The sequence below is a fragment of the Enterococcus sp. DIV1083b genome (assembly GCF_051713705.1).
GTDB lineage: Bacteria > Bacillota > Bacilli > Lactobacillales > Enterococcaceae > Enterococcus_D > Enterococcus_D casseliflavus.
In genome coordinates this window covers 1,750,655-1,770,432 of record NZ_JBIOQJ010000001.1, presented here as the reverse complement: position 1 = coordinate 1,770,432, position 19,778 = coordinate 1,750,655, and the positions used below count along the sequence as shown (strand labels likewise).

18 protein-coding genes are annotated in these 19,778 nt (G+C 43.3%); 16 read left to right on the top strand and 2 right to left on the bottom strand.

Annotated features, from left to right (window positions below):
- Positions 1-20 precede the first annotated feature (20 nt).
- The 11 genes from IGI69_RS08170 (at position 21) to IGI69_RS08120 (ending at position 12,155) form a co-directional block, all read left to right on the top strand.
- Positions 21-947: an aspartate carbamoyltransferase catalytic subunit gene (locus IGI69_RS08170; RefSeq protein WP_005226118.1), complete on the top strand. Its 927-nt coding sequence runs from the start codon at positions 21-23 to the stop codon at positions 945-947.
- Between the two features lie 36 nt (positions 948-983).
- Positions 984-2,267 (top strand): dihydroorotase, encoded by a 1,284-nt coding sequence (locus tag IGI69_RS08165; protein WP_005226117.1) that lies wholly within the window; start codon positions 984-986, stop codon positions 2,265-2,267.
- Between the two features lies 1 nt (position 2,268).
- Positions 2,269-3,348 (top strand): carbamoyl phosphate synthase small subunit, encoded by a 1,080-nt coding sequence (locus IGI69_RS08160; protein WP_010748372.1) that lies wholly within the window; start codon positions 2,269-2,271, stop codon positions 3,346-3,348.
- A gap of 1 nt (position 3,349) precedes the next feature.
- The gene (gene carB, locus IGI69_RS08155) at positions 3,350-6,535 is read left to right on the top strand and encodes a carbamoyl-phosphate synthase large subunit (RefSeq protein ID WP_438740380.1); all 3,186 of its coding nucleotides are present in this window, start codon (positions 3,350-3,352) and stop codon (positions 6,533-6,535) included.
- 21 nt (positions 6,536-6,556) lie between these two features.
- On the top strand, positions 6,557-7,333 hold the full coding sequence (locus IGI69_RS08150) for a dihydroorotate dehydrogenase electron transfer subunit (protein ID WP_005226114.1): 777 nt from the start codon (positions 6,557-6,559) through the stop codon (positions 7,331-7,333).
- A complete protein-coding gene (locus IGI69_RS08145) occupies positions 7,333-8,256 on the top strand; it encodes a dihydroorotate dehydrogenase (protein ID WP_201689129.1) in 924 nt (307 codons plus the stop codon). Before IGI69_RS08150 ends, IGI69_RS08145 begins: the two co-directional genes overlap by 1 nt.
- A complete protein-coding gene (gene pyrF, locus IGI69_RS08140) occupies positions 8,256-8,975 on the top strand; it encodes an orotidine-5'-phosphate decarboxylase (RefSeq protein WP_005226112.1) in 720 nt (239 codons plus the stop codon). The genes IGI69_RS08145 and pyrF overlap by 1 nt, the downstream gene beginning before the upstream one ends.
- Positions 8,972-9,607: an orotate phosphoribosyltransferase gene (pyrE, locus tag IGI69_RS08135; protein WP_438740376.1), complete on the top strand. Its 636-nt coding sequence runs from the start codon at positions 8,972-8,974 to the stop codon at positions 9,605-9,607. Before pyrF ends, pyrE begins: the two co-directional genes overlap by 4 nt.
- A gap of 157 nt (positions 9,608-9,764) precedes the next feature.
- Positions 9,765-10,442 carry a carbonic anhydrase family protein gene (locus IGI69_RS08130; protein WP_017144366.1) on the top strand — a complete coding sequence of 226 codons (678 nt, stop codon included), beginning with the start codon at positions 9,765-9,767 and terminating at the stop codon, positions 10,440-10,442.
- A gap of 307 nt (positions 10,443-10,749) precedes the next feature.
- Positions 10,750-11,652, top strand: a complete 903-nt coding sequence (locus tag IGI69_RS08125) for a helix-turn-helix domain-containing protein (RefSeq protein ID WP_438740374.1) — start codon at positions 10,750-10,752, stop codon at positions 11,650-11,652.
- A 14-nt stretch (positions 11,653-11,666) separates the two neighbouring features.
- Positions 11,667-12,155, top strand: a complete 489-nt coding sequence (locus IGI69_RS08120) for a pyridoxamine 5'-phosphate oxidase family protein (protein WP_438740372.1) — start codon at positions 11,667-11,669, stop codon at positions 12,153-12,155.
- 251 nt (positions 12,156-12,406) lie between these two features.
- On the opposite strand, the gene efbA is transcribed toward IGI69_RS08120, so the two are convergent.
- Both efbA and IGI69_RS08110 read right to left on the bottom strand, forming a co-directional pair.
- The gene (efbA, locus tag IGI69_RS08115; protein ID WP_156236187.1) at positions 12,407-14,107 is read right to left on the bottom strand and encodes a fibronectin-binding protein EfbA; all 1,701 of its coding nucleotides are present in this window, start codon (positions 14,105-14,107) and stop codon (positions 12,407-12,409) included.
- A gap of 108 nt (positions 14,108-14,215) precedes the next feature.
- Positions 14,216-14,614 (bottom strand): DUF1622 domain-containing protein, encoded by a 399-nt coding sequence (locus IGI69_RS08110; protein WP_016609320.1) that lies wholly within the window; start codon positions 14,612-14,614, stop codon positions 14,216-14,218.
- Between the two features lie 126 nt (positions 14,615-14,740).
- Here IGI69_RS08110 and IGI69_RS08105 point away from each other — a divergent pair, with 126 nt between their 5' ends.
- The 5 genes from IGI69_RS08105 to IGI69_RS08085 all read left to right on the top strand — a co-directional run bounded on the left by IGI69_RS08105 (position 14,741) and on the right by IGI69_RS08085 (position 19,750).
- Complete coding sequence (locus IGI69_RS08105; protein ID WP_438740370.1) at positions 14,741-15,319, top strand: hypothetical protein; 579 nt, start codon at positions 14,741-14,743, stop codon at positions 15,317-15,319.
- Between the two features lie 374 nt (positions 15,320-15,693).
- Positions 15,694-16,746, top strand: a complete 1,053-nt coding sequence (gene trpX / locus IGI69_RS08100) for a tryptophan ABC transporter substrate-binding protein (protein WP_438740368.1) — start codon at positions 15,694-15,696, stop codon at positions 16,744-16,746.
- Positions 16,747-16,824: 78 nt separating this feature from the next.
- Complete coding sequence (locus IGI69_RS08095) at positions 16,825-17,709, top strand: ABC transporter permease (RefSeq protein ID WP_010748362.1); 885 nt, start codon at positions 16,825-16,827, stop codon at positions 17,707-17,709.
- Positions 17,709-18,467: an ABC transporter ATP-binding protein gene (locus IGI69_RS08090; RefSeq protein WP_005226102.1), complete on the top strand. Its 759-nt coding sequence runs from the start codon at positions 17,709-17,711 to the stop codon at positions 18,465-18,467. Before IGI69_RS08095 ends, IGI69_RS08090 begins: the two co-directional genes overlap by 1 nt.
- Before the next feature lie 413 nt (positions 18,468-18,880).
- Positions 18,881-19,750 carry a shikimate dehydrogenase gene (locus tag IGI69_RS08085; RefSeq protein ID WP_015509715.1) on the top strand — a complete coding sequence of 290 codons (870 nt, stop codon included), beginning with the start codon at positions 18,881-18,883 and terminating at the stop codon, positions 19,748-19,750.
- Positions 19,751-19,778: the final 28 nt, after the last annotated feature.

The following is a 19,778-nucleotide window of genomic DNA, read 5'->3' as shown; positions in this document are numbered from 1 at the left end:
ATCAAAGGAGGAATTCATTCATGATTATTCAATCCGAAAGAATCAGCTTAAAGCATCTTTTGACGGTCGAAGCATTGACAGACCGTGAAGTGATGGGACTCATCCGCAGAGGACAAGAATTCAAAAGAGGGGCGAAATGGATGCCCCAAAAAGAACAATATTTCGCAACAAATCTCTTTTTTGAGAACAGTACCAGAACCCACAAAAGCTTCGATGTTGCTGAGAAAAAACTAGGGATCGAAGTCATCGAATTTGAAGCCTCCACCAGTTCTGTTCAAAAAGGCGAGACCTTGTATGACACGGTCTTGACGATGTCGGCTTTAGGTGTAGACGTTGCGGTCATTCGTCACGGCGATGAAAACTACTACGACTCTTTGATCCAAAGCAAAACGATCCAGTGCAGTATCATCAATGGCGGGGACGGCAGCGGCCAACACCCAACGCAATGTTTGCTAGATCTGATGACGATCTATGAAGAGTTCGGGCACTTTGACGACTTGAAAGTCGCAATCGTAGGCGACATCACCCACTCACGGGTCGCAAAATCAAACATGCAAATGTTGAAGCGGCTCGGCGCGAAAGTCTTCTTCTCAGGTCCAAAGGAATGGTATGACGAAGAATTTGAAGTATACGGTCACTGGATGCCACTCGACGAATTGGTCGCAGAAGTCGATGTCATGATGATGCTTCGTGTCCAGCACGAGCGCCATGATGGAACGGAAAGCTTTTCAAAAGAAGAATACTTAAAAAATCACGGGTTGACCGTCGAACGCGCCGCAAGAATGAAAGAGCATGCGATCATTATGCACCCAGCACCAGTCAATCGCGATGTGGAGTTAGCTGATGCCTTAGTTGAAAGCTTACGCTCGCGCATCATCACCCAGATGTCCAATGGCGTCTTTGTTCGAATGGCAATTCTTGAAGCGGTGTTGAACGGTAAGGCCTAACAGGCAAAAAGGAATGAATTAGAGGAGGAAGTTTACATGAAAACACTCATTAAAAACGGTAAAATCATCAAAAAAGACAATCACTGTGTTCCTGCAGCAATTTGGATCGAAGACGGAATCATTCGCGGGATCGGTACAGCATTTCCCGAAACAGATTTTGACGAAGTCATCGATGCCAAAGAGCAATTGATCACACCAGGTTTAGTGGATGTTCATGTACACTTCAGAGAACCGGGCTTTGAATACAAAGAAACAATCGAAACGGGCAGCATGGCAGCCGCTCGTGGCGGGTTCACGACAGTTTGCGCAATGCCAAACCTTGACCCAGTTCCTGATACACCAGAAAAATTAGCAGCTGTTTACGAAAAAATCAACGCAGATGCATCAATCAATGTCTTACAATACGCCCCGATCACCGAAAACTTGCGCAGCGAAACGTTGACGGATGCAGCTGGAATGAAAGCCGCGGGGGCATTTGCCTTAACAAATGACGGTGTCGGGGTTCAGACTGCTGGCACAATGTATTTGGCAATGAAGCAAGCCGCCGAAAATGACTTGGCCTTGGTTGCCCATACAGAAGATGATTCCTTACTCTTTGGCGGCGTGATGCATGCTGGTAAAAAAGCAGAAGAACTTGGATTGCCAGGGATCTTGAGTGTAACAGAAGCTTCTCAAATCGCTCGGGATGTGCTTTTGGCGGAAGCAACAGGAGCCCATTACCATGTCTGCCATGTCTCTACGAAAGAAAGTGTTCGAGTGATTCGAGATGCCAAAAAAGCTGGGATCCATGTGACAGCCGAAGTTTCTCCCCACCATTTGCTTCTCATCGATGAAGATATTCCTGCCGATGAAGGCTTTTGGAAAATGAACCCACCGTTACGTGGGCAAGAAGACCGTGAAGCGTTGATCGAAGGTCTGTTGGATGGCACGATTGATTGTATCGCGACGGATCATGCCCCACATGGCTATGAAGAAAAAATGCAAAGCTTTTTAAAAGCACCATTTGGCATCGTCGGATCAGAATATGCCTTCCAATTGTTGTACACTCATTTTGTGAAAACAGGACGCTTTACCTTGCAGCAGCTAGTGGATTGGATGACCGTGAAACCAGCGTCGCTCTTTGGTCTAAGTGCTGGAACGATGATGGTCGGAGACAAAGCCGACCTGGCAATTTTTGACTTAGAATCAGCTTATAACGTGGATCCTAAGCAATTCCTATCAAAAGGAGTCAATACGCCTTTCGGTGGATGGACGTTATATGGGGATACGAGTTATACATTTGTAAATGGTAAAACAGTATGGCAAAAAGGTGGGCAATAATATGAAGCGTTGGCTTATTTTAGAAGATGGAACATACTTTGAAGGCGAAGGGTTTGGTGCCAGTGTCAATGTTTTTGGTGAGATCGTTTTTACCACAAGCATGACAGGGTATCAAGAAGCCATTACGGATCAAAGCTTTAACGGACAAATCATTACGTTTACGTATCCGATGGTTGGCAATTACGGCGTCAACCGAGACGATTACGAATCAATTTCACCAACTTGTAAAGGGGTTGTTGTGAAAGAACACGCGCGTCTAGCGAGCAATTGGCGGAAACAGCTGACGTTAGACGAATTTTTAAAACGCAAAAATATTCCAGGGATCGCAGGAATCGATACACGAGCGCTGACGAGAAAGATTCGTCAACACGGAACCATGAAAGCGAGTATCGTTGATGCAGGCGATGTCTTTGATCATGCCTTTGATCAATTAAAAGCGGCGGTTTTACCAACCAATCAAGTGGCACAAGTTTCTACCTCAAAACCTTATCCAAGTCCTGGAACGGGTCGCAATATCGTGGTCATCGACTTCGGCTTGAAGCACAGTATTTTACGGGAGTTGTCACGCCGCAACTGCAATTTAACGATTTTGCCATACAATACGACAGCCCAAGAAATTTTAGACCTCGCACCAGATGGTGTAATGCTGACGAATGGACCAGGCGATCCCAAAAGCTTGCCAGAAGCAATTAAAATGATACAAGGGATTCAAGGCAAGGTACCAATCTTCGGGATTTGTTTAGGCCATCAGCTCTTCTCATTAGCGAATGGAGCAGATACCTATAAAATGAAGTTCGGTCACCGCGGATTAAACCATCCGGTAAGAGAGATCGCCACTGGTCGGATCGATTTTACCTCACAAAACCATGGCTTTGCTGTGGATGAAGCATCCATCGATCCAGAAAAACTAATGGTGACCCACGTCGAAGTAAACGATGGCACGATCGAAGGAGTTCGTCATCGCCGTTACCCAGCATTCAGTGTCCAATACCACCCAGATGCGGCACCGGGCCCGCATGATGCAGTCCACTTATTTGACGAATTTTTAGAGATGATCGATGCATGGAAGGAGCAGAACTAATATGCCAAAACGTACAGATATCAAGAAAATCATGGTTATCGGTTCTGGACCGATTATTATAGGACAAGCGGCAGAGTTTGATTATGCCGGTACACAAGCTTGCTTAGCTTTACGAGAAGAAGGCTACGAAGTGGTGTTAGTCAATTCGAATCCCGCAACGATCATGACGGACAAAGAAATTGCTGACAAAGTCTACATTGAACCAATCACATTTGAGTTTGTCTCACGGATTTTACGTAAAGAACAGCCTGATGCAATTTTACCGACATTAGGCGGACAAACGGGCTTGAATATGGCGATGGAATTAGCCAACTCAGGTATTTTGGATGAATTAGGAATTGAGTTGCTAGGAACCAAATTAGCAGCAATCGACCAGGCAGAAGACAGAGATTTATTCAAACAATTAATGGAAGAATTGGATCAACCGATCCCAGAATCCGAAATCGTGTCAACGGTGGAAGCAGCAGTTGATTTTGCGAAAAAAATCGGCTTTCCAATCATTGTTCGTCCAGCATTTACGCTAGGGGGAACGGGCGGCGGCATGTGTAACAATGAAGAAGAACTTCGCCAAATCGCTGAAAACGGCTTGAAGCTCTCGCCAGTGACCCAATGCTTGATTGAACGGAGTATTGCTGGATATAAAGAGATCGAATATGAAGTGATGCGAGATTCTGCTGACAACGCGATCGTCGTTTGTAATATGGAAAACTTCGATCCAGTCGGTATCCACACCGGCGATTCCATCGTCTTTGCGCCGAGCCAAACTTTGTCAGACCATGAATACCAAATGTTACGGGATGCCTCATTAAAAATCATCCGCGCGTTAAAAATCGAAGGTGGCTGTAACGTTCAATTGGCGCTTGATCCTCATAGCTTCAACTACTATGTCATTGAAGTAAATCCACGGGTCTCACGTTCCTCTGCGTTAGCAAGTAAAGCTACAGGGTACCCGATTGCCAAACTGGCAGCGAAAATTGCCGTCGGTTTAACATTGGATGAAATGAAAAATCCAGTCACAGAAACGACGTATGCAGAATTTGAACCCGCCCTTGACTATGTCGTCGCAAAAATTCCTCGCTGGCCGTTTGACAAGTTTGAAACTGGGGAACGTCGATTAGGAACACAAATGAAAGCGACTGGTGAAGTGATGGCGATCGGTCGTAATATTGAAGAGTCATTATTAAAAGCCGTTCGTTCATTGGAGATCGGCACACACCATATCGAAATGAAAGAATTAGAAGCTCTTTCTGACAATGATCTGATGGAAAAAGTCATCAAGGCGCAAGATGATCGCCTATTCTACGTCATGGAAGCCATCCGAAGAGGGTACACCATCGAAGATTTGAACGAAATGACGAAAATCGACTTGTTCTTCTTGGATAAGATGCTTCACATCTTTGAGATCGAACAAGCATTAGCAAACGAACCACATTCCCTTGATGTGTTGAAAAAAGCCAAGCAAAACGGCTTTACGGATAAAAAGATTGCTGAGCTGTGGGAAACCACGGAAGCTGAGATCCGCACGCTGCGTCATGAGCAAAAGATTTTGCCCGTCTACAAAATGGTAGATACATGTGCCGCAGAATTTGAATCAGCAACACCTTATTTCTACAGCACCTATGAGTTTGAGAATGAAAGCAAGCGCAGTGAAAAAGAATCTGTTCTTGTCCTAGGTTCTGGACCGATACGAATCGGACAAGGGGTGGAGTTCGACTATGCAACAGTGCACTCGGTGAAAGCGATCCAAGCTGCTGGCTATGAAGCGATCATCATGAACAGTAATCCTGAAACGGTTTCGACTGACTTTTCTATCTCCGACAAGCTGTACTTTGAACCATTGACCTTAGAGGATGTCTTACACGTCATCGACTTGGAACAACCCATTGGGGTCATCGTCCAATTTGGCGGGCAAACGGCGATCAATTTAGCAGAGCCTTTAGTAAAAGCTGGGGTCAAAATCTTAGGCACCAGCATTGAAGATCTTGATCGTGCCGAAAATCGTGATCTCTTTGAGCAAGCATTACAAGCGCTAGATATTCCGCAACCACCAGGGGATACAGCGACGAACGAACAAGAAGCGATCGCCATCGCTCAAGAAATCGGCTATCCTGTTTTAGTCCGCCCAAGTTATGTCTTAGGGGGACGTGCGATGGAAATCGTGGAAAACCAAGCCGATTTAGAAGATTATATGCGTCATGCAGTGAAAGCATCACCAGAACATCCTGTTTTGGTCGATCGTTACTTGGTTGGTAAAGAATGTGAAGTCGATGCTATCTGTGACGGCAAAACTGTTTTGATACCTGGAATAATGGAACATATCGAGCGTGCAGGGGTCCATTCAGGAGATTCAATGGCGGTCTATCCACCGCAAAATCTTTCGGATGAACTAATTGCTACGATCGAAGAATATACCAAACGCTTGGCATTAGGTTTAAATTGTATCGGTATGATGAATATCCAATTTGTCATCCATGAGAACAAAGTGTATGTCATTGAAGTAAATCCTCGTGCTAGCCGAACCGTACCATTTTTAAGCAAGGTAACAGAGATCCCAATGGCCCAAATTGCCACGAAGGCGATTCTCGGGGAAGAGATCACAGCGTTAGGTTATCAAGACGGACTTGCCCCAACACCAAATGAAGTACACATCAAAGCACCTGTCTTCTCCTTTACAAAACTTTTAAAAGTCGATACTTACTTAGGCCCTGAAATGAAATCAACGGGTGAAGTAATGGGATCAGACAAAGATTTGGCAAAAGCACTTTATAAAGCTTTTGAGGCATCAGGCCTGCATATTCCTGAATTTGGAAAAGCACTTTTCACCGTTGCAGACGAAAGCAAAGAAGAGGCAGCAGCACTGGCAGCGCGTTTCGTAGAGGTCGGCTTCACCTTATTGGCTACCAATGGAACCGCCGATTACTTTGAAGAAAAAGGACTACAAGTGACTCGGGTTGCCAAGATTTCTGAACAGCAAGCAGAAGAAACGGTTGTTGATTTGATCCGTAAAGGAACGACCCAAGTAGTAGTCAATACCATGGACAAAGATCGCCAAAATGCAACGGAAGACGGATTTATCATCCGCCGAGAAGCGGTGGAACATGGTGTACCGACCTTTACTTCTCTTGATACAGCGGATGCGATTCTAAAAGTGATGGAATCCCGCAGTTTTTCAACGAAAGCAATTTAACGCAGATAAAGGAGTTTTTTGATGAAGCAAGAAATCATGACCATCAGCAAACAGCGTCAACTGGCACCGCGGATTTTTGAAATGACATTGACGGGTGAATTAGTCAATGAGATGAGGACCCCAGGGCAATTTCTACACCTGCGGGTTCCTCAAAATGCCTTTCTTCTTCGCCGACCGATCAGTATCAATCATATCGATGCTGAGAAAAAAGAATGCCGAATCATTTATCGGGTCGAAGGAGATGGCACAAGAATTTTTTCAGAAATGACTGTTGGTGATCCAATCGATGTGATGGGGCCGTTAGGAAATGGGTTTCGCTATCATCATTTAAACCAAGGGGACACTGCATTTATCGTAGGGGGCGGTATCGGTGTACCGCCGCTCTATGAATTATCGAAACGCCTGACGCAACAAGGCGTCCACGTCATTCACTTTTTGGGCTTTGCCAGCAAAGACGTCATGTATTATGAAGAGGAATTTCGCGCACTGGGAGATACGAGGATCGCTACCGACGATGGTAGCGCGGGTTTACAAGGAAATGTTGGCAACCTGTTATTAGCTGCAGAGCAAACACCTGCGGCGGTCTTTGCTTGCGGAAATAACGGTCTTTTAAAAACCACCGCCCAGCTTTTCGAAGACCTTCCAGATGTTCAATTATCAATGGAGGCACGAATGGCTTGCGGGATGGGTGCCTGTTATGCCTGTGTTTGCCATACGAAAGATGATGAACAAGGCACAAAAAGTGTCAAAGTTTGTGACGAAGGGCCTGTATTTCAGGCGAGAAAGGTGGTCATTTAATGTCGATCAATGTCGAGCTACCCGGATTGAGTCTAAAAAATCCGATCATGCCTGCCAGCGGCTGTTTTGGGTTTGGTGCAGAATATGATAAATATTATGACATCAGTCAATTAGGTGCGGTGATGATCAAAGCGACTACACCTGAACCACGTTTTGGCAATCCGACCCCAAGGGTAGCAGAAACGCCTAGCGGTATGTTAAATGCCATCGGGTTGCAAAATCCTGGGTTAGAAGCGGTCATGAATCAAATTTTACCCGACTTAGCTCAAAAACACCCCGATTTGCCAATCATCGCGAATGTTGCCGGTTCGACCGTCGAAGATTATGTTCTTGTGTGTCGGGAAATCAGTCAGGCAGAAAATGTCAAAGCGATCGAATTGAATATCTCTTGCCCGAACGTCAAGCATGGCGGCATCACGTTCGGAACCGATCCTGCGGTTGCTGGTGCATTGACTGAAGCGGTCAAAAAAGTCTCGCAAGTGCCGATCTATGTCAAACTTTCGCCGAATGTGACGGATATCGTCCCAATTGCGCAAGCGATCGAAGCAGGCGGCGCCGACGGGTTTACGATGATCAATACACTTTTAGGCATGCGGATCGATCTAAAAACACGGAAACCAATTTTAGCTAACCAAACGGGGGGCTTGTCTGGTCCGTCAATCAAACCAGTGGCGATTCGCCTGATCAAACAAGTGGCGCAAGTTTCTCAATTACCAATTATTGGCATGGGGGGCGTGATGTCAGTGGATGATGTCCTTGAAATGTATCTGGCAGGTGCTAGTGCTGTTGCAGTCGGAACCGCAAACTTTACCGATCCTTACATTTGCCCAAAGTTGATTGAAGAATTGCCTATACGAATGGCAGAATTAGGAATCCCTTCTTTGGAACAGCTGATAAAAGAAGTGAGAGAGGAGCACATGTGATGAGTGAACGGCCAATTATTGCCTTAGATTTTCCTAACAAACAGGCTATTGAAACTTTTTTAGCGCAATTTCCTATAGAGGAAAAGTTGTTTGTGAAAGTGGGAATGGAGATTTTCTACCAAGAAGGACCAGCGATCGTTACTTGGTTAAAAGACTGTGGTCATGATATTTTTTTAGATTTAAAACTACATGATATTCCCAATACAGTAGGACGAGCAATGGAACGCTTAGCTTCTTTAGGTGTTGCTTTGACGAATGTTCATGCGGCCGGCGGGATCGAAATGATGACTGCTGCTAAAAAAGGCCTGCAGCAAGGAACCCCCGCAGGGCACAAAGTTCCTGATTTGATTGCAGTTACCCAATTGACCTCCACTAGTGAGGCACAAATGCATCATGATCAGCAGATCATGACGTCACTGCAAGAAAGTGTCATGCATTACGCCACTTGTGCCCAAAAAGCTGGGTTAGACGGTGTTGTTTGCTCCGCTCACGAAGCAAAGCAGATCAAACAAAGGACAACGGATGCCTTCATACGCTTGACGCCTGGTATCCGACCAGCTGGCAGTGAAGTTGGTGATCAAAAACGGATCATGACACCTGCACAAGCTCGTAAAGCAGGGGCTACCATGATCGTTGTGGGACGTCCAATCACCCAATCTAAGGCACCGTATGAAAGTTATCTGCAAATAAAACAAGAATGGAAGGAAGCTAGCCAATGAAAGAACAATCCAATCAAATCGCCAAAGATCTTTTAGACATCGAGGCGATTTTCTTACGACCGAATGAACCATTTACTTGGGCAAGCGGCATCAAAAGCCCTATTTACTGCGACAATCGAATTACTATGAGTTATCCACATGTACGTCGCGCCATTGCGAAAGGCTTAGCTGCAGTCATCAAAACGACTTACCCAGAAGCAGAAGTGATTGCAGGGACCGCAACAGCTGGGATTCCCCATGCTGCATGGGTCGCTGAATTGTTAGATTTGCCAATGGTTTATATTCGAAGCAAAGCAAAAGAACACGGTAAAGGCAATCAAATTGAAGGGCGTATCCAACCAAATCAAAAAATGGTCGTCATTGAAGATTTATTGTCAACAGGTGGCAGTGTCTTAGAGGCTTGTGAAGCAGCCAAAAGAGAAGGAGCCGATGTATTAGGCGTCGCTGCGATCTTTACTTACGAGCTGCCTCAAGTCCAAGAAAATTTTGATCAAGCAGGTTTATCCTATGTGACTTTGACAAACTATACAGCGTTGATCGAGTCGGCTTTAGAAACGGGTGCTATTCAAGAATCTGATGTTGCCCTGTTACAAAAGTGGCGTAAAGATCCTGCTGCTTGGTTGAGTGAATAAGGAATTGAAATAAGAAACGGATATGTGAGGGAATGACCAAGCATATTCGTTTTATTTTTACCTATTTTCTGATAGCATTGGGAGAAAGTTTTTTGATAGGAAGGGCTATACCTTGCTGTCAACTTGAATTAGGAGGCTGTTTTTTTTGAAAAGAAATATGGACGTTCCCTGGAGTTATTCCGGAGACAATGGACCTGAACATTGGCACACTTTGTGCGACTGGTATGCACAAGGTGCCGAATTTCCTTACCAATCCCCAATCGCTTTAGTCCACGATGAGACCGAAGAACCCATCGATCAGGACTTGGCTTTTCACTATAAACGAGAGCGGTTCACGGAAAAAGAATTCAAAAATACGATTCACTTCGTTCCTTATAACAAAGAAAGCTATGTCACATTTAAAGGGATCAACTACTATTTGACGGATATTCATTTTCACATGCCGTCTGAACACATTATCGATGACGAGCAGCAAGAATTAGAGTTTCATCTCGTTCATATGAATGATGACGGAGAAAACTTGGTCGTGGGTATCTTATTCAAACTGACGGATAAACTCAACTGGATCTGCAATCAGCAAGACGACAGCATCTGGGACTTTGAGAACCACACCCAATGGTTTGATCCGAGCATGTTCTTGCCAGAGCGCACCCACCATTTTCATTATGTTGGTTCCTTGACGACCCCACCAACGAAAGGGCCAATCAACTGGTTTGTCTTTGACTGGATTGGGGAGATGAGCCGTCGCTTCATTTTAGAATTCCGCGAAGAAGTATTAGAAAATAATAATCGCCCATTACAAGACCGCAAAGATCGGCCTATTTATTTCTATTGATTTATAAAAATGGTTCCTTTTACGTATTTTTTTCGGACTTCTCTTCTGATTATCCTATAAAACCCGACGTAGTGGGAACCTTCAAGCAATACAATAGTTTAAAACGAACGGAAAAAAAGACGAAAATCCTCGTCTTTTTTTTATTTTCATAGGCATCGAGCACAAAGACTATGCTAAACTAATCAATAAGCAGGTTTTGAGTATTCGTTTTATTGTGAAATAAAACACAATTGAATCAATTGAAAAAGAGCAGACACGGTAAAGCTTTTTTAGCGAATTATTTTATAGTAAAAGAAAGGAAATTCATATGCATGCATGGGAGGCAATCCAAAAATCAATCGATTATATTGAAGACAATCTTACCGAGCCGTTAGAGATCGAAACGTTGGCGCAAGTTGCATCATTGTCCGTTTTTTATTATCAGCGCTTATTCACTCGTTTGGTTAAAATTTCTGTTAGGGAATATATAAAACTGCGTCGTTTGGCAAGAGGTGCGCTTTTATTGAAAAACCAAAAGAAGCGAGTCATTGATGTCGCTTTTGAAGTCGGCTTTAGCAGTCATGCCGTTTTTTCAAGAACGTTTAAAACGGTCTATAGAATTTCACCCTCGCTTTATCAGAAAAAGCCCATTGGCTTACAAAACTTTGATAAGCCAGATCTTTCATTAGGCTATATTGTGACGGAAGAGGGTATCCCATTGATCAGTGAAGGGGTTGTTTTAGAAATCCAGAAAAAAAGCAATCCGCATCTACTGGTCTTCTATGGGATCGTCGGTTACTACCCATTCAACTATGGGAAAATGCTAGGGCAACGAACAGGGATCGACCCGATTGAAGAAATTTGGCATAAATTTCTTCAAAAGATTGCCAATCAACCGGGAAAAGCCAACTACCAGATCGGTGTTTCGTTTCCAGGAGATGCGCCAGAAGGCTATTCGAGTTACTTTGTTGGCCAAGTAGGTGATGACTCACAGGGATCGACCTTCAATGAATGGACGCTACCGGCTCGGGATTACGTTGTTTGCAGTTTTGATACGATTTCAGAGCAACTGATCATCAATATGGGGAAGGCGATGCGCTATACCCGTTTCTGGTTAAAGAAGAATGGGTGGATTGCTGAGGATTTTTTCCCTGAGCTTTATCAAGAAAGAGAAAATCATGTCGTTCATGTTGAATTATGGATTCCTTTTAAAAAAAGAAGTGAGATGTAAGGAGGAACAGTACAATGACTCAGTTTGAAGAAGGAGTAAAACTACTTGAAGAAAAATTCGGACATTTTAAAGACAATGTGATCGCCCTTGCCACGACTGCTTGTAACGAGAATGACAAGGGAGAAACACAGCCAGTCGTCCGAGAAGTAGATGCTTTTTATGAAGACGGCGTTTTTTACGTGACAACTCATGAGCAATCAAACAAAATGAAGCAAATCAGTAAGAATTCAGCAGTTGCGATTGCTGTCAGTGGTGAATGGTTTACTGCGATCGGTCAAGGAGAGAATTTAGGGTGGGTGCTAGACCCTAAAAATGCAGAATTAAGAAGCAAAATTCGAAAAGCCTTTGTCTGGTACGACGAAGTTAACAATGAGGATGATAAAGGCTGTTGTTTTCTAGCGATCCGTTTGATCAAAGGAACGTTGAATATCAATCACTGGGAAAAGCTGTATCATTTTGATTTTGAGAAGAAAGTCACTATGGAGGATGGCGGGATTTATTAGCCAGCAGAGCCTATTAGCCGCAAGTGATGTTCAATTGCCATTCTAGCGGATCTAGCAGATATGTTGATGGCTGAATTCTGAGAAGGCTTGCCTTTTGTGATACAAGCTAAGCAAAATTGTTGCTGAAAGAGCAGTAGATAGAACGAAAAAGCATAAAAACCGATCACAAGCGCGTGCCTCTTCGCAGCGCTTGTGATCGGTTTTTTGATTGATTACTTTATGATTTTTGATCCGAATAAACTTAGAAACAGCTAGGACTGTTTTAATCTCAAAATTCCCTCATCAGGTGTCACAAAAAGTGTTTTTTGATTCTCATAAATGACGAATCCAGGCTTGGCACCATTCGGTTTCCGAATATGTTTGACTTGCACGTAGTCCACTGGTACTTGGGCAGATTGACGATATTTTGAGAAATATGCGGCAAGCTCTGCAGCTTCCATTAAGGTTGTCTCACTAGGATCATCCGAACGAATGATGACATGAGAGCCAGGAATATTTTTGGTATGCAGCCAGATATCACTCTTACGAGCTGTTTTTAAGGTCAGTTGGTCATTTTGTAAATTGTTTTTTCCGACGAAAATTTCAGTTCCGTCTGAAGAAAGAAATCGTTCTGGTTGCGAAGGAGCAGCTTTTTTACGCTGTTTCGCCCGATTTTTGACATAGCCTTGTGCGATCAGTTCTTCCCGAATAACCGCCAGATCCATGGGAGAGGCAATTTCTAATTGGGCTAACACGGATTCGAGATACGCGATTTCTTCTTTCGTTTCGGCAATCTGCTGATGGATCAGTTTGACTGCATTTTTTAATTTCTGGTAACGTTGAAAATATTTCTGAGCATTTTGATTGGGAGAAAGAGCAGGATCGAGTTTGATCGTCAAAAGCCGATTCTCATCATAATAATTTTCCAAATCAACTGAAGCAGCACCACGGGGGACTTGATTCATAAAGGTCGTCAAAAGCTCCCCTTTTTGACGGAATTCTTCGGCGTTTTCTGAATCGATCAACGTTTGTTGGCGTTTCTTTAACTTCAACTGGTTCCGTTTCAGTTCATTCTCAATCTTCTTTAGTAATTCGCCACCTTGTTGTTTGACCCGATCTCTTTCCGCCTTGTCGTGATAAAACGCATCTAAAAGCTCGCTCAGACTCTGATAATGGGTGACAGTGGTGGTCGCATCGATCAATGATGGATAGGGAATTGGTGTAAAATATTCCTTTTTCTCTGACTGGAGATAACTTGGTGCTAGCTCCTGGGTAAGCTCTGTAAAGAAAGCTTCCCACTGACGCAGTTTTTCATTGGGATTGGCATTGATTCGAGCGATCAATTCTTCTGCTGTATCGCGGCCTAAGCCTTGGAATCGTTGTTGAAGTTCTTTTGCCGTCAATGGATCAAGAGTAGATAATTCTTCAAAAATTTTGGTGCGAGAGGCTGTGAAAGGATTAAGCGTCGATTGCTTTGGTGGTGCAACATAGACAGCACCTGGCAATAAGGTACGATACGTATTTTGGGAATGACCAATGTGTTTGATCGTATCGACGATTTTTCCACTCGTCTTATTCATTAATAAAATCGTACTGTGACGGCCCATTAATTCGACGATCAAGACGAGGGCTTGCAAATCACCTAATTCATCTCGTCGCGTGAAATGAAAATGGATCACACGGTCATTGTCGATTTGTTCGATTGATTCTAAGATCGCCCCTTCTAAATATTTCCGTAGCATCATCAAGAAATTCGGTGGGGTTTCTGGATTGCTATAGGCGATCGTTGTGCATTGTACACGAGCATAGGTGGGGTGTGCGGATAGCAAAAGTTTGTGATTTTTCCCTTGGGAACGAATCACAAATACGACCTCATTTTCATAAGGTTGATGAATTTTGTTTACACGTCCACTGGTTAATTGATTTTGTAATTCTTGGACCATTAAATGGGTAAAGACACCATCAAAAGACATATTGTTTCCCTCTTTTCTTTTAAGGATAGTTTGACTGAGGGATTGATCCTTCCAATGTCAAATATTCCTATCTATTATACCGAAGAATCCAAAGAAAAGCCATGGCAGCTAGCTTTCCTTTTTCTTGGTAGGTTGGTGATCGGTGGTTTGCAGTGCACGCTCGATTTCCTTATTCAAGAAATAAGAGATGACTGTCCGAATAATAACGACGGCAGCTAGACGTACGATGTCTTCGAAAGTAGGGTGGATGATCGTCTCAATAATATCTGCTGCAATCAAGATCTCCAGACCTAATAAGACATAGCTCCCTAAATAATTGCGGATAAAATTATTCTCTCTGGCTGCCACCAATCGATCCTTTTCTGTTAATTCGTAGCGCACAAAATCAATGCCTGCGATCAATACACCCCAAACGATGACAAAAATGGAGAGAAAGTTCAAACAGACAACGATGAAATCGAAGATTGGATTGGCTCCAGTCATCAATGAATCAGCTAGATTATGCATAATGACTCCTTTACCGTTTTCTTTTATCTTACCGAATTATCGAAGAAATGTGAAGTTTCTTGACGTTCTAGGAGGGAATTGATAGTATGAATTAATAGTAGGATTTTTAAAAAAGGTGGGCAAATTATGGAACAAGTTAGGAACTTTGTTCATTACACGAAAGAAAAAATAGTTGAAAGCTGGCAAGCTTTTTTAGATGATCTTTATCGAGATCAGAAAAAAACGATTTTCACGCTGATCGGGGGAATTCTTTTCGCACTGGTCTTCGCAGGTTTGATCGTCTTTTCTCAAAACCGTATCAATGCTTCTTTAGTGGATCGGATCACTTTTGACAAGCTGCCGTCAGAAAAAGTACAGCCATTGCCTTATCTGACTGCAGACAAGACGATTCGTGAAACACGAGCGATCTCGGTGATGTTTAGTAAGCCCAACGGACCTCAACTCGATCAAGTATTTGATCTGATCCAAGCGCAAGAAGATGAGCTGAATCGGACATTTTTTTATTATCCAATCGTCTATGATGCGGCTTTTTTCTCCAATGAATACAGCGTTGATCCTGATAAAGTGACGTTTGTTTTTTATGAAGAAGGGGTTGAGAAAAATCGCTTTACCTTTGATTCATTTGAGCAGCCAACGACGGAATTCATCCCAGAATTGAATCGTTTACCGATGTGGACGATTCGTTCTTCTGCCAATGATCGATAAAAAAATCTGACAATTTGACAGAAAATTGTTGACGTTTTTTTATCAATAAGCTAAACTGAACTCAATCAAGAAAGAAAACAAGTTGAGAAGGAGGAACAATCATGAAACTATTTATTCCATTGCAAGTGAAATCATGGCAAAACTGGCGTAGATAGTTGTATTGATGGGACCTCATTCCATAGATACAACTTTTTAGAGAACCTTCTAAAGTGCTGTATCTATGCTGGTAGTTGAATTTATCGCCGCATAGGACAAGCTTCTATGCGGCTTTTGCTTACTTGCAATTGCCGTCACATAGGCAGTTGCTTTTTTTGTTCTCAAAAACCATAAAATGAAAAACACGAAAAACGTAAGCAGAAAAAGGAGAATGAAAAATGAAAAACAAGGGATTAATTGCATCGGTTGCCGTTATTTTATTATTTTTAGGAGCGACATTTGTCTATCAGTTAGGAATGAGAAGTGGGACCAATCAAGCTAGTGAGACTTCGGAACCAGTAGAAAAAGCTGAAAAAACAGTCGGGATCCTACAATTTGTCAGTCATGAAGCACTGGATGCGATCACCGAGGGGATCAAAGAAGGCCTTAAAGAATCAGGCTATACCGAAGGGGACAACTTGACAATCGAATTCCAGAACGGTCAAGCGGATCAAAGCAAATTGGCAACGATGAGCCAGCAGCTGCTAAATAAAGATGCCGACGTTTTGGTTGGGGTAGCAACACCCTCAGCACAAGCGTTGGCGAATGTCACTCAGGATGTACCGATCGTTTTAGGAGCAGTCACTGATCCAGTTGGGGCAAATCTGGTGGCAGATATGGATCAACCCGGCGGCAATATCACTGGTGTTTCCGATAAAGCACCAGTTGCTGCACAAATCAAACTAGCAAAAGATTTGCTGCCAGAGGCAAAAACAGTCGGTATTTTGTATTCTTCGACCGAAGACAATTCGAAATACCAAGTGGCAGAAGCAGAAGCTGCTGCCGAAGAAAATGGCTTGACCAGCAAATCGTATGCCGTTCCTTCAAGTAATGAAATTGCGCAAATGGTGCAAGTGATGGCACGGGAAGTCGATTTTATCTATATTCCGTTAGACAATACGATCGCAAATGCTATGCAGACCGTGGTTCAAGAAGCCAATAAATCAAAAACACCAATCATTACTTCCGTAGACACGATGGTGGAACAAGGCGGTTTGGCAACGGTCGGACAAGATCAATTTACGATAGGCGTGGAAACTGGGAAGATGGTGGCAGCAATTCTTGATGGGACAGCAGAACCTGCGACAACACCAATCTATACATTCAGCGATGGCGAAACGATCATCAATGAAACCCAGGCGCAGTTATTGGGCATCACTATCCCAGAAAACCTCAAAGACGAGGCGAAACTGATTACAACGACGCCAGAAAGCGAAGCAAGTGACGAGTAACAACCAAGAACAGCGACCACCTGCGATCATCGAGAGGGTCTTGAAAGAGAAAACTTGTAAGAATATGGAGGAAGAATGATGATTGTTTCAGCAATAGGGCAAGGACTACTTTGGGGAATCCTGGGATTAGGGATTTTTATGACCTATCGAATTTTAAATTTCCCGGATATGACGACGGAAGGGTCCTTTCCGTTAGGCGGTGCTGTCTGTGTGACAGCGATCACCCATGGGGTGTCGCCCGTCTTAGCGACTTGTTTAGGAGTATTGGCTGGGATGTGTGCGGGCTGTGTGACAGGACTTCTTTATACAAAAGGCAAAATTCCCGTGATTTTAGCTGGAATCTTGGTGATGTCTTCATTGAACTCGGTCATGCTGTTTGTGATGCGCTCACCCAACCTCTCTTTATTAAACCAACCGAAAATTCAAGATTTTTTTACTAGAATGAATTTACCGAATTATTATGATACGGTAATCATTGGATTGATCATGGTCTTGTTGATCGGGGGCGTCTTGGTTTACTTTTTCCATACAAATTTGGGTCAAGCTTACATCGCTACAGGTGATAATGAGCATATGGCAAAATCGATGGGGATCAATACCGATCGAATGAAAATCATTGGATTGATCGTCTCCAATGGCGTGATCGCACTCTCAGGCGCATTGATTGCGCAAAATGACGGCTATGCCGACATAAGCAAAGGTATCGGTGTGATCGTTATCGGACTGGCGTCAATCATCATTGGTGAAGTGTTATACGGGGAACTGACCTTGCTGGAACGTTTGATCGCTATTGTGATCGGCAGCATTATTTACCAATTATTGATCCTATTTGTGATCAAAGCTGGATTTGATACGACCTACTTGAAGATCTTCTCTGCAATCGTCTTGACGATCTGCTTGTTGATCCCTCAATTTAAACAAGCCTTGCATCTACGCACTGGTTTTGAAACGGAGGACGAATAATGTTAGCCTTAAAAAAAGCCTTTAAAGTTGTCGGCAACGGACCAAATGAGAAAAAAGTACTCTTGAATAAAATCGATCTTTCTTTAAAGCCAGGAGAATTTGTCACGGTCGTTGGAGGAAATGGCGCCGGCAAAAGCACGTTATTCAACTGCATCTCAGGCACCATGCCCTTGACGAGTGGGCAAGTGATGATCGATGATCAAAATGTGACTACACTTTCGGAAGAAAAGCGCGCACGCTTTTTGGCGCGGGTTTTCCAAGATCCGAAAATGGGCACTGCTCCCCGTATGACAGTGGCAGAAAATCTGCTGTTAGCCCAAAAAAGAGGGCAAAAACGGTCACTTGGTCTTCGACAACTCCAAGGACAAAGGGAAATGTTCTTTGCACTTTGTAAAGAAATCGGCAACGGGTTGGAAAATCATTTGGATACGCCAACGGGCAGTTTATCTGGTGGTCAACGACAGGCACTAAGTTTATTGATGGCAACGATCCAAACTCCAAAACTGTTGTTGCTAGATGAACATACGGCTGCGTTAGATCCAAAGACCTCCAAACAGCTGATGCAAATCACTGCAAAACGCGTGGAAGAACAAAACCTGACCTGTCTAATGATCACCCATCGGATGGAAGATGCATTAAAATACGGAGACCGCTTGATCCTGCTCAGAAAAGGGGAGATCGTCAAAGATCTTTCAGCAGAGGAAAAAGCGCAATTAAGCTTACCTGAACTATTATTGTTCTTTGAGGATGACTTATAAACCCTTGATAGAACAGTGTTTTCAAAAAAAACAATCAAATAAATGAAAAAAATAAGAAAAAATCATTGACATCTTTCAAAGTTAAACCTATACTTAGGTCAATCTTACATCAGTTTGGAGCGAACGACTATGCAAAAATTATTGCTAACGAACCCCACACAACTGAATAAATATTACTTTAGCTATTTTAGATAGGTTTGTATTCATGAAGGCATGGGTACAAACGCTAAGTTTGTATCTATGATGGCTAGAGCATTTCGTAATGAATTCGCAGCCACGTAGATCGTAAAATCTATAGTGGCTATTTTTTATATTCACATATCGGCTCTGTCGTTATGTAATGTTTGAAGGTGTTCACTGTAGATTCTTAAATTTACGGTGGACATCTTTTTTTGTTGAAAGGAATGAACCAGATGAAACAAATGATAACCGGACACACACGGTTGGCGGCACTATTTGCCAAACCAGCCAAACACAGCATCTCTCCAGCGATGCACAATCTTTCTTTTGAAGAACAAGGGATCGACGCCGTGTATCTGGCCTTTGATGTTGAGCCGGACGATTTAGCCGCTAGTATCCAAAGCATCCGTCAGTTGGACCTCTTAGGTGTCAATTTATCGATGCCTCATAAAATGGCGGCTGTAGCGCTGATGGATGAATGTTCACCAGCAGCCGAGTTGATCGGCGCAATCAATACGATCGTCAATCAAGAAGGTCGCTTGATTGGGCACAATACAGACGGCATCGGCTTTATGCGAGCTCTTGAGGACATTCAAGTATCCATCATTGGCGACACCATGACGGTGATTGGAGCTGGCGGAGCGGCGACAGCGATCATTAGCCAAGCCGCACTAGACGGCGTCAAAACGATCCATGTCTTTAACCGCAAGGATGAGTTTTATCCAATCATCCAAGAAAAATTAACACAGATTGCACAAAAAACAGCTTGTGAAATTACCTTAACCGACTTAGAAGATCAGATGGCTTTAAAAACAGCCATCGATCAAAGCAGCTTATTGGTAAATGCCACGGGCGTGGGAATGAAACCAAATGATACCGTAAGTCCTCTGAAAGATAAAACACTCCTACGGGAATCATTAGCTGTCTATGATGTCATCTATAATCCAAGAGAAACGCAGCTTTTGAAAGATGCGAAAGCAGTCGGCGCCAAAACTGCAAACGGCTTAAGCATGCTACTCTATCAAGGTGCAGCCGCATTTGAACTTTGGACTGGCAAAGCGATGCCTGTTGAAAAAGTCAAAGCACTCATCGAATCCATGTAAAAAATAAAAAACAGAAAAAAACGAAAGT

Coding starts and splice junctions, on each gene's coding strand:
- IGI69_RS08170 (WP_005226118.1), top strand. CDS start 21: ATGATTATTCAATCCGAAAGAATCAGCTTAAAGCATCTTTTGACGGTC.
- IGI69_RS08165 (WP_005226117.1), top strand. CDS start 984: ATGAAAACACTCATTAAAAACGGTAAAATCATCAAAAAAGACAATCAC.
- IGI69_RS08160 (WP_010748372.1), top strand. CDS start 2,269: ATGAAGCGTTGGCTTATTTTAGAAGATGGAACATACTTTGAAGGCGAA.
- carB (WP_438740380.1), top strand. CDS start 3,350: ATGCCAAAACGTACAGATATCAAGAAAATCATGGTTATCGGTTCTGGA.
- IGI69_RS08150 (WP_005226114.1), top strand. CDS start 6,557: ATGAAGCAAGAAATCATGACCATCAGCAAACAGCGTCAACTGGCACCG.
- IGI69_RS08145 (WP_201689129.1), top strand. CDS start 7,333: ATGTCGATCAATGTCGAGCTACCCGGATTGAGTCTAAAAAATCCGATC.
- pyrF (WP_005226112.1), top strand. CDS start 8,256: ATGAGTGAACGGCCAATTATTGCCTTAGATTTTCCTAACAAACAGGCT.
- pyrE (WP_438740376.1), top strand. CDS start 8,972: ATGAAAGAACAATCCAATCAAATCGCCAAAGATCTTTTAGACATCGAG.
- IGI69_RS08130 (WP_017144366.1), top strand. CDS start 9,765: ATGGACGTTCCCTGGAGTTATTCCGGAGACAATGGACCTGAACATTGG.
- IGI69_RS08125 (WP_438740374.1), top strand. CDS start 10,750: ATGCATGCATGGGAGGCAATCCAAAAATCAATCGATTATATTGAAGAC.
- IGI69_RS08120 (WP_438740372.1), top strand. CDS start 11,667: ATGACTCAGTTTGAAGAAGGAGTAAAACTACTTGAAGAAAAATTCGGA.
- efbA (WP_156236187.1), bottom strand. CDS start 14,107: ATGTCTTTTGATGGTGTCTTTACCCATTTAATGGTCCAAGAATTACAA.
- IGI69_RS08110 (WP_016609320.1), bottom strand. CDS start 14,614: ATGCATAATCTAGCTGATTCATTGATGACTGGAGCCAATCCAATCTTC.
- IGI69_RS08105 (WP_438740370.1), top strand. CDS start 14,741: ATGGAACAAGTTAGGAACTTTGTTCATTACACGAAAGAAAAAATAGTT.
- trpX (WP_438740368.1), top strand. CDS start 15,694: ATGAAAAACAAGGGATTAATTGCATCGGTTGCCGTTATTTTATTATTT.
- IGI69_RS08095 (WP_010748362.1), top strand. CDS start 16,825: ATGATTGTTTCAGCAATAGGGCAAGGACTACTTTGGGGAATCCTGGGA.
- IGI69_RS08090 (WP_005226102.1), top strand. CDS start 17,709: ATGTTAGCCTTAAAAAAAGCCTTTAAAGTTGTCGGCAACGGACCAAAT.
- IGI69_RS08085 (WP_015509715.1), top strand. CDS start 18,881: ATGAAACAAATGATAACCGGACACACACGGTTGGCGGCACTATTTGCC.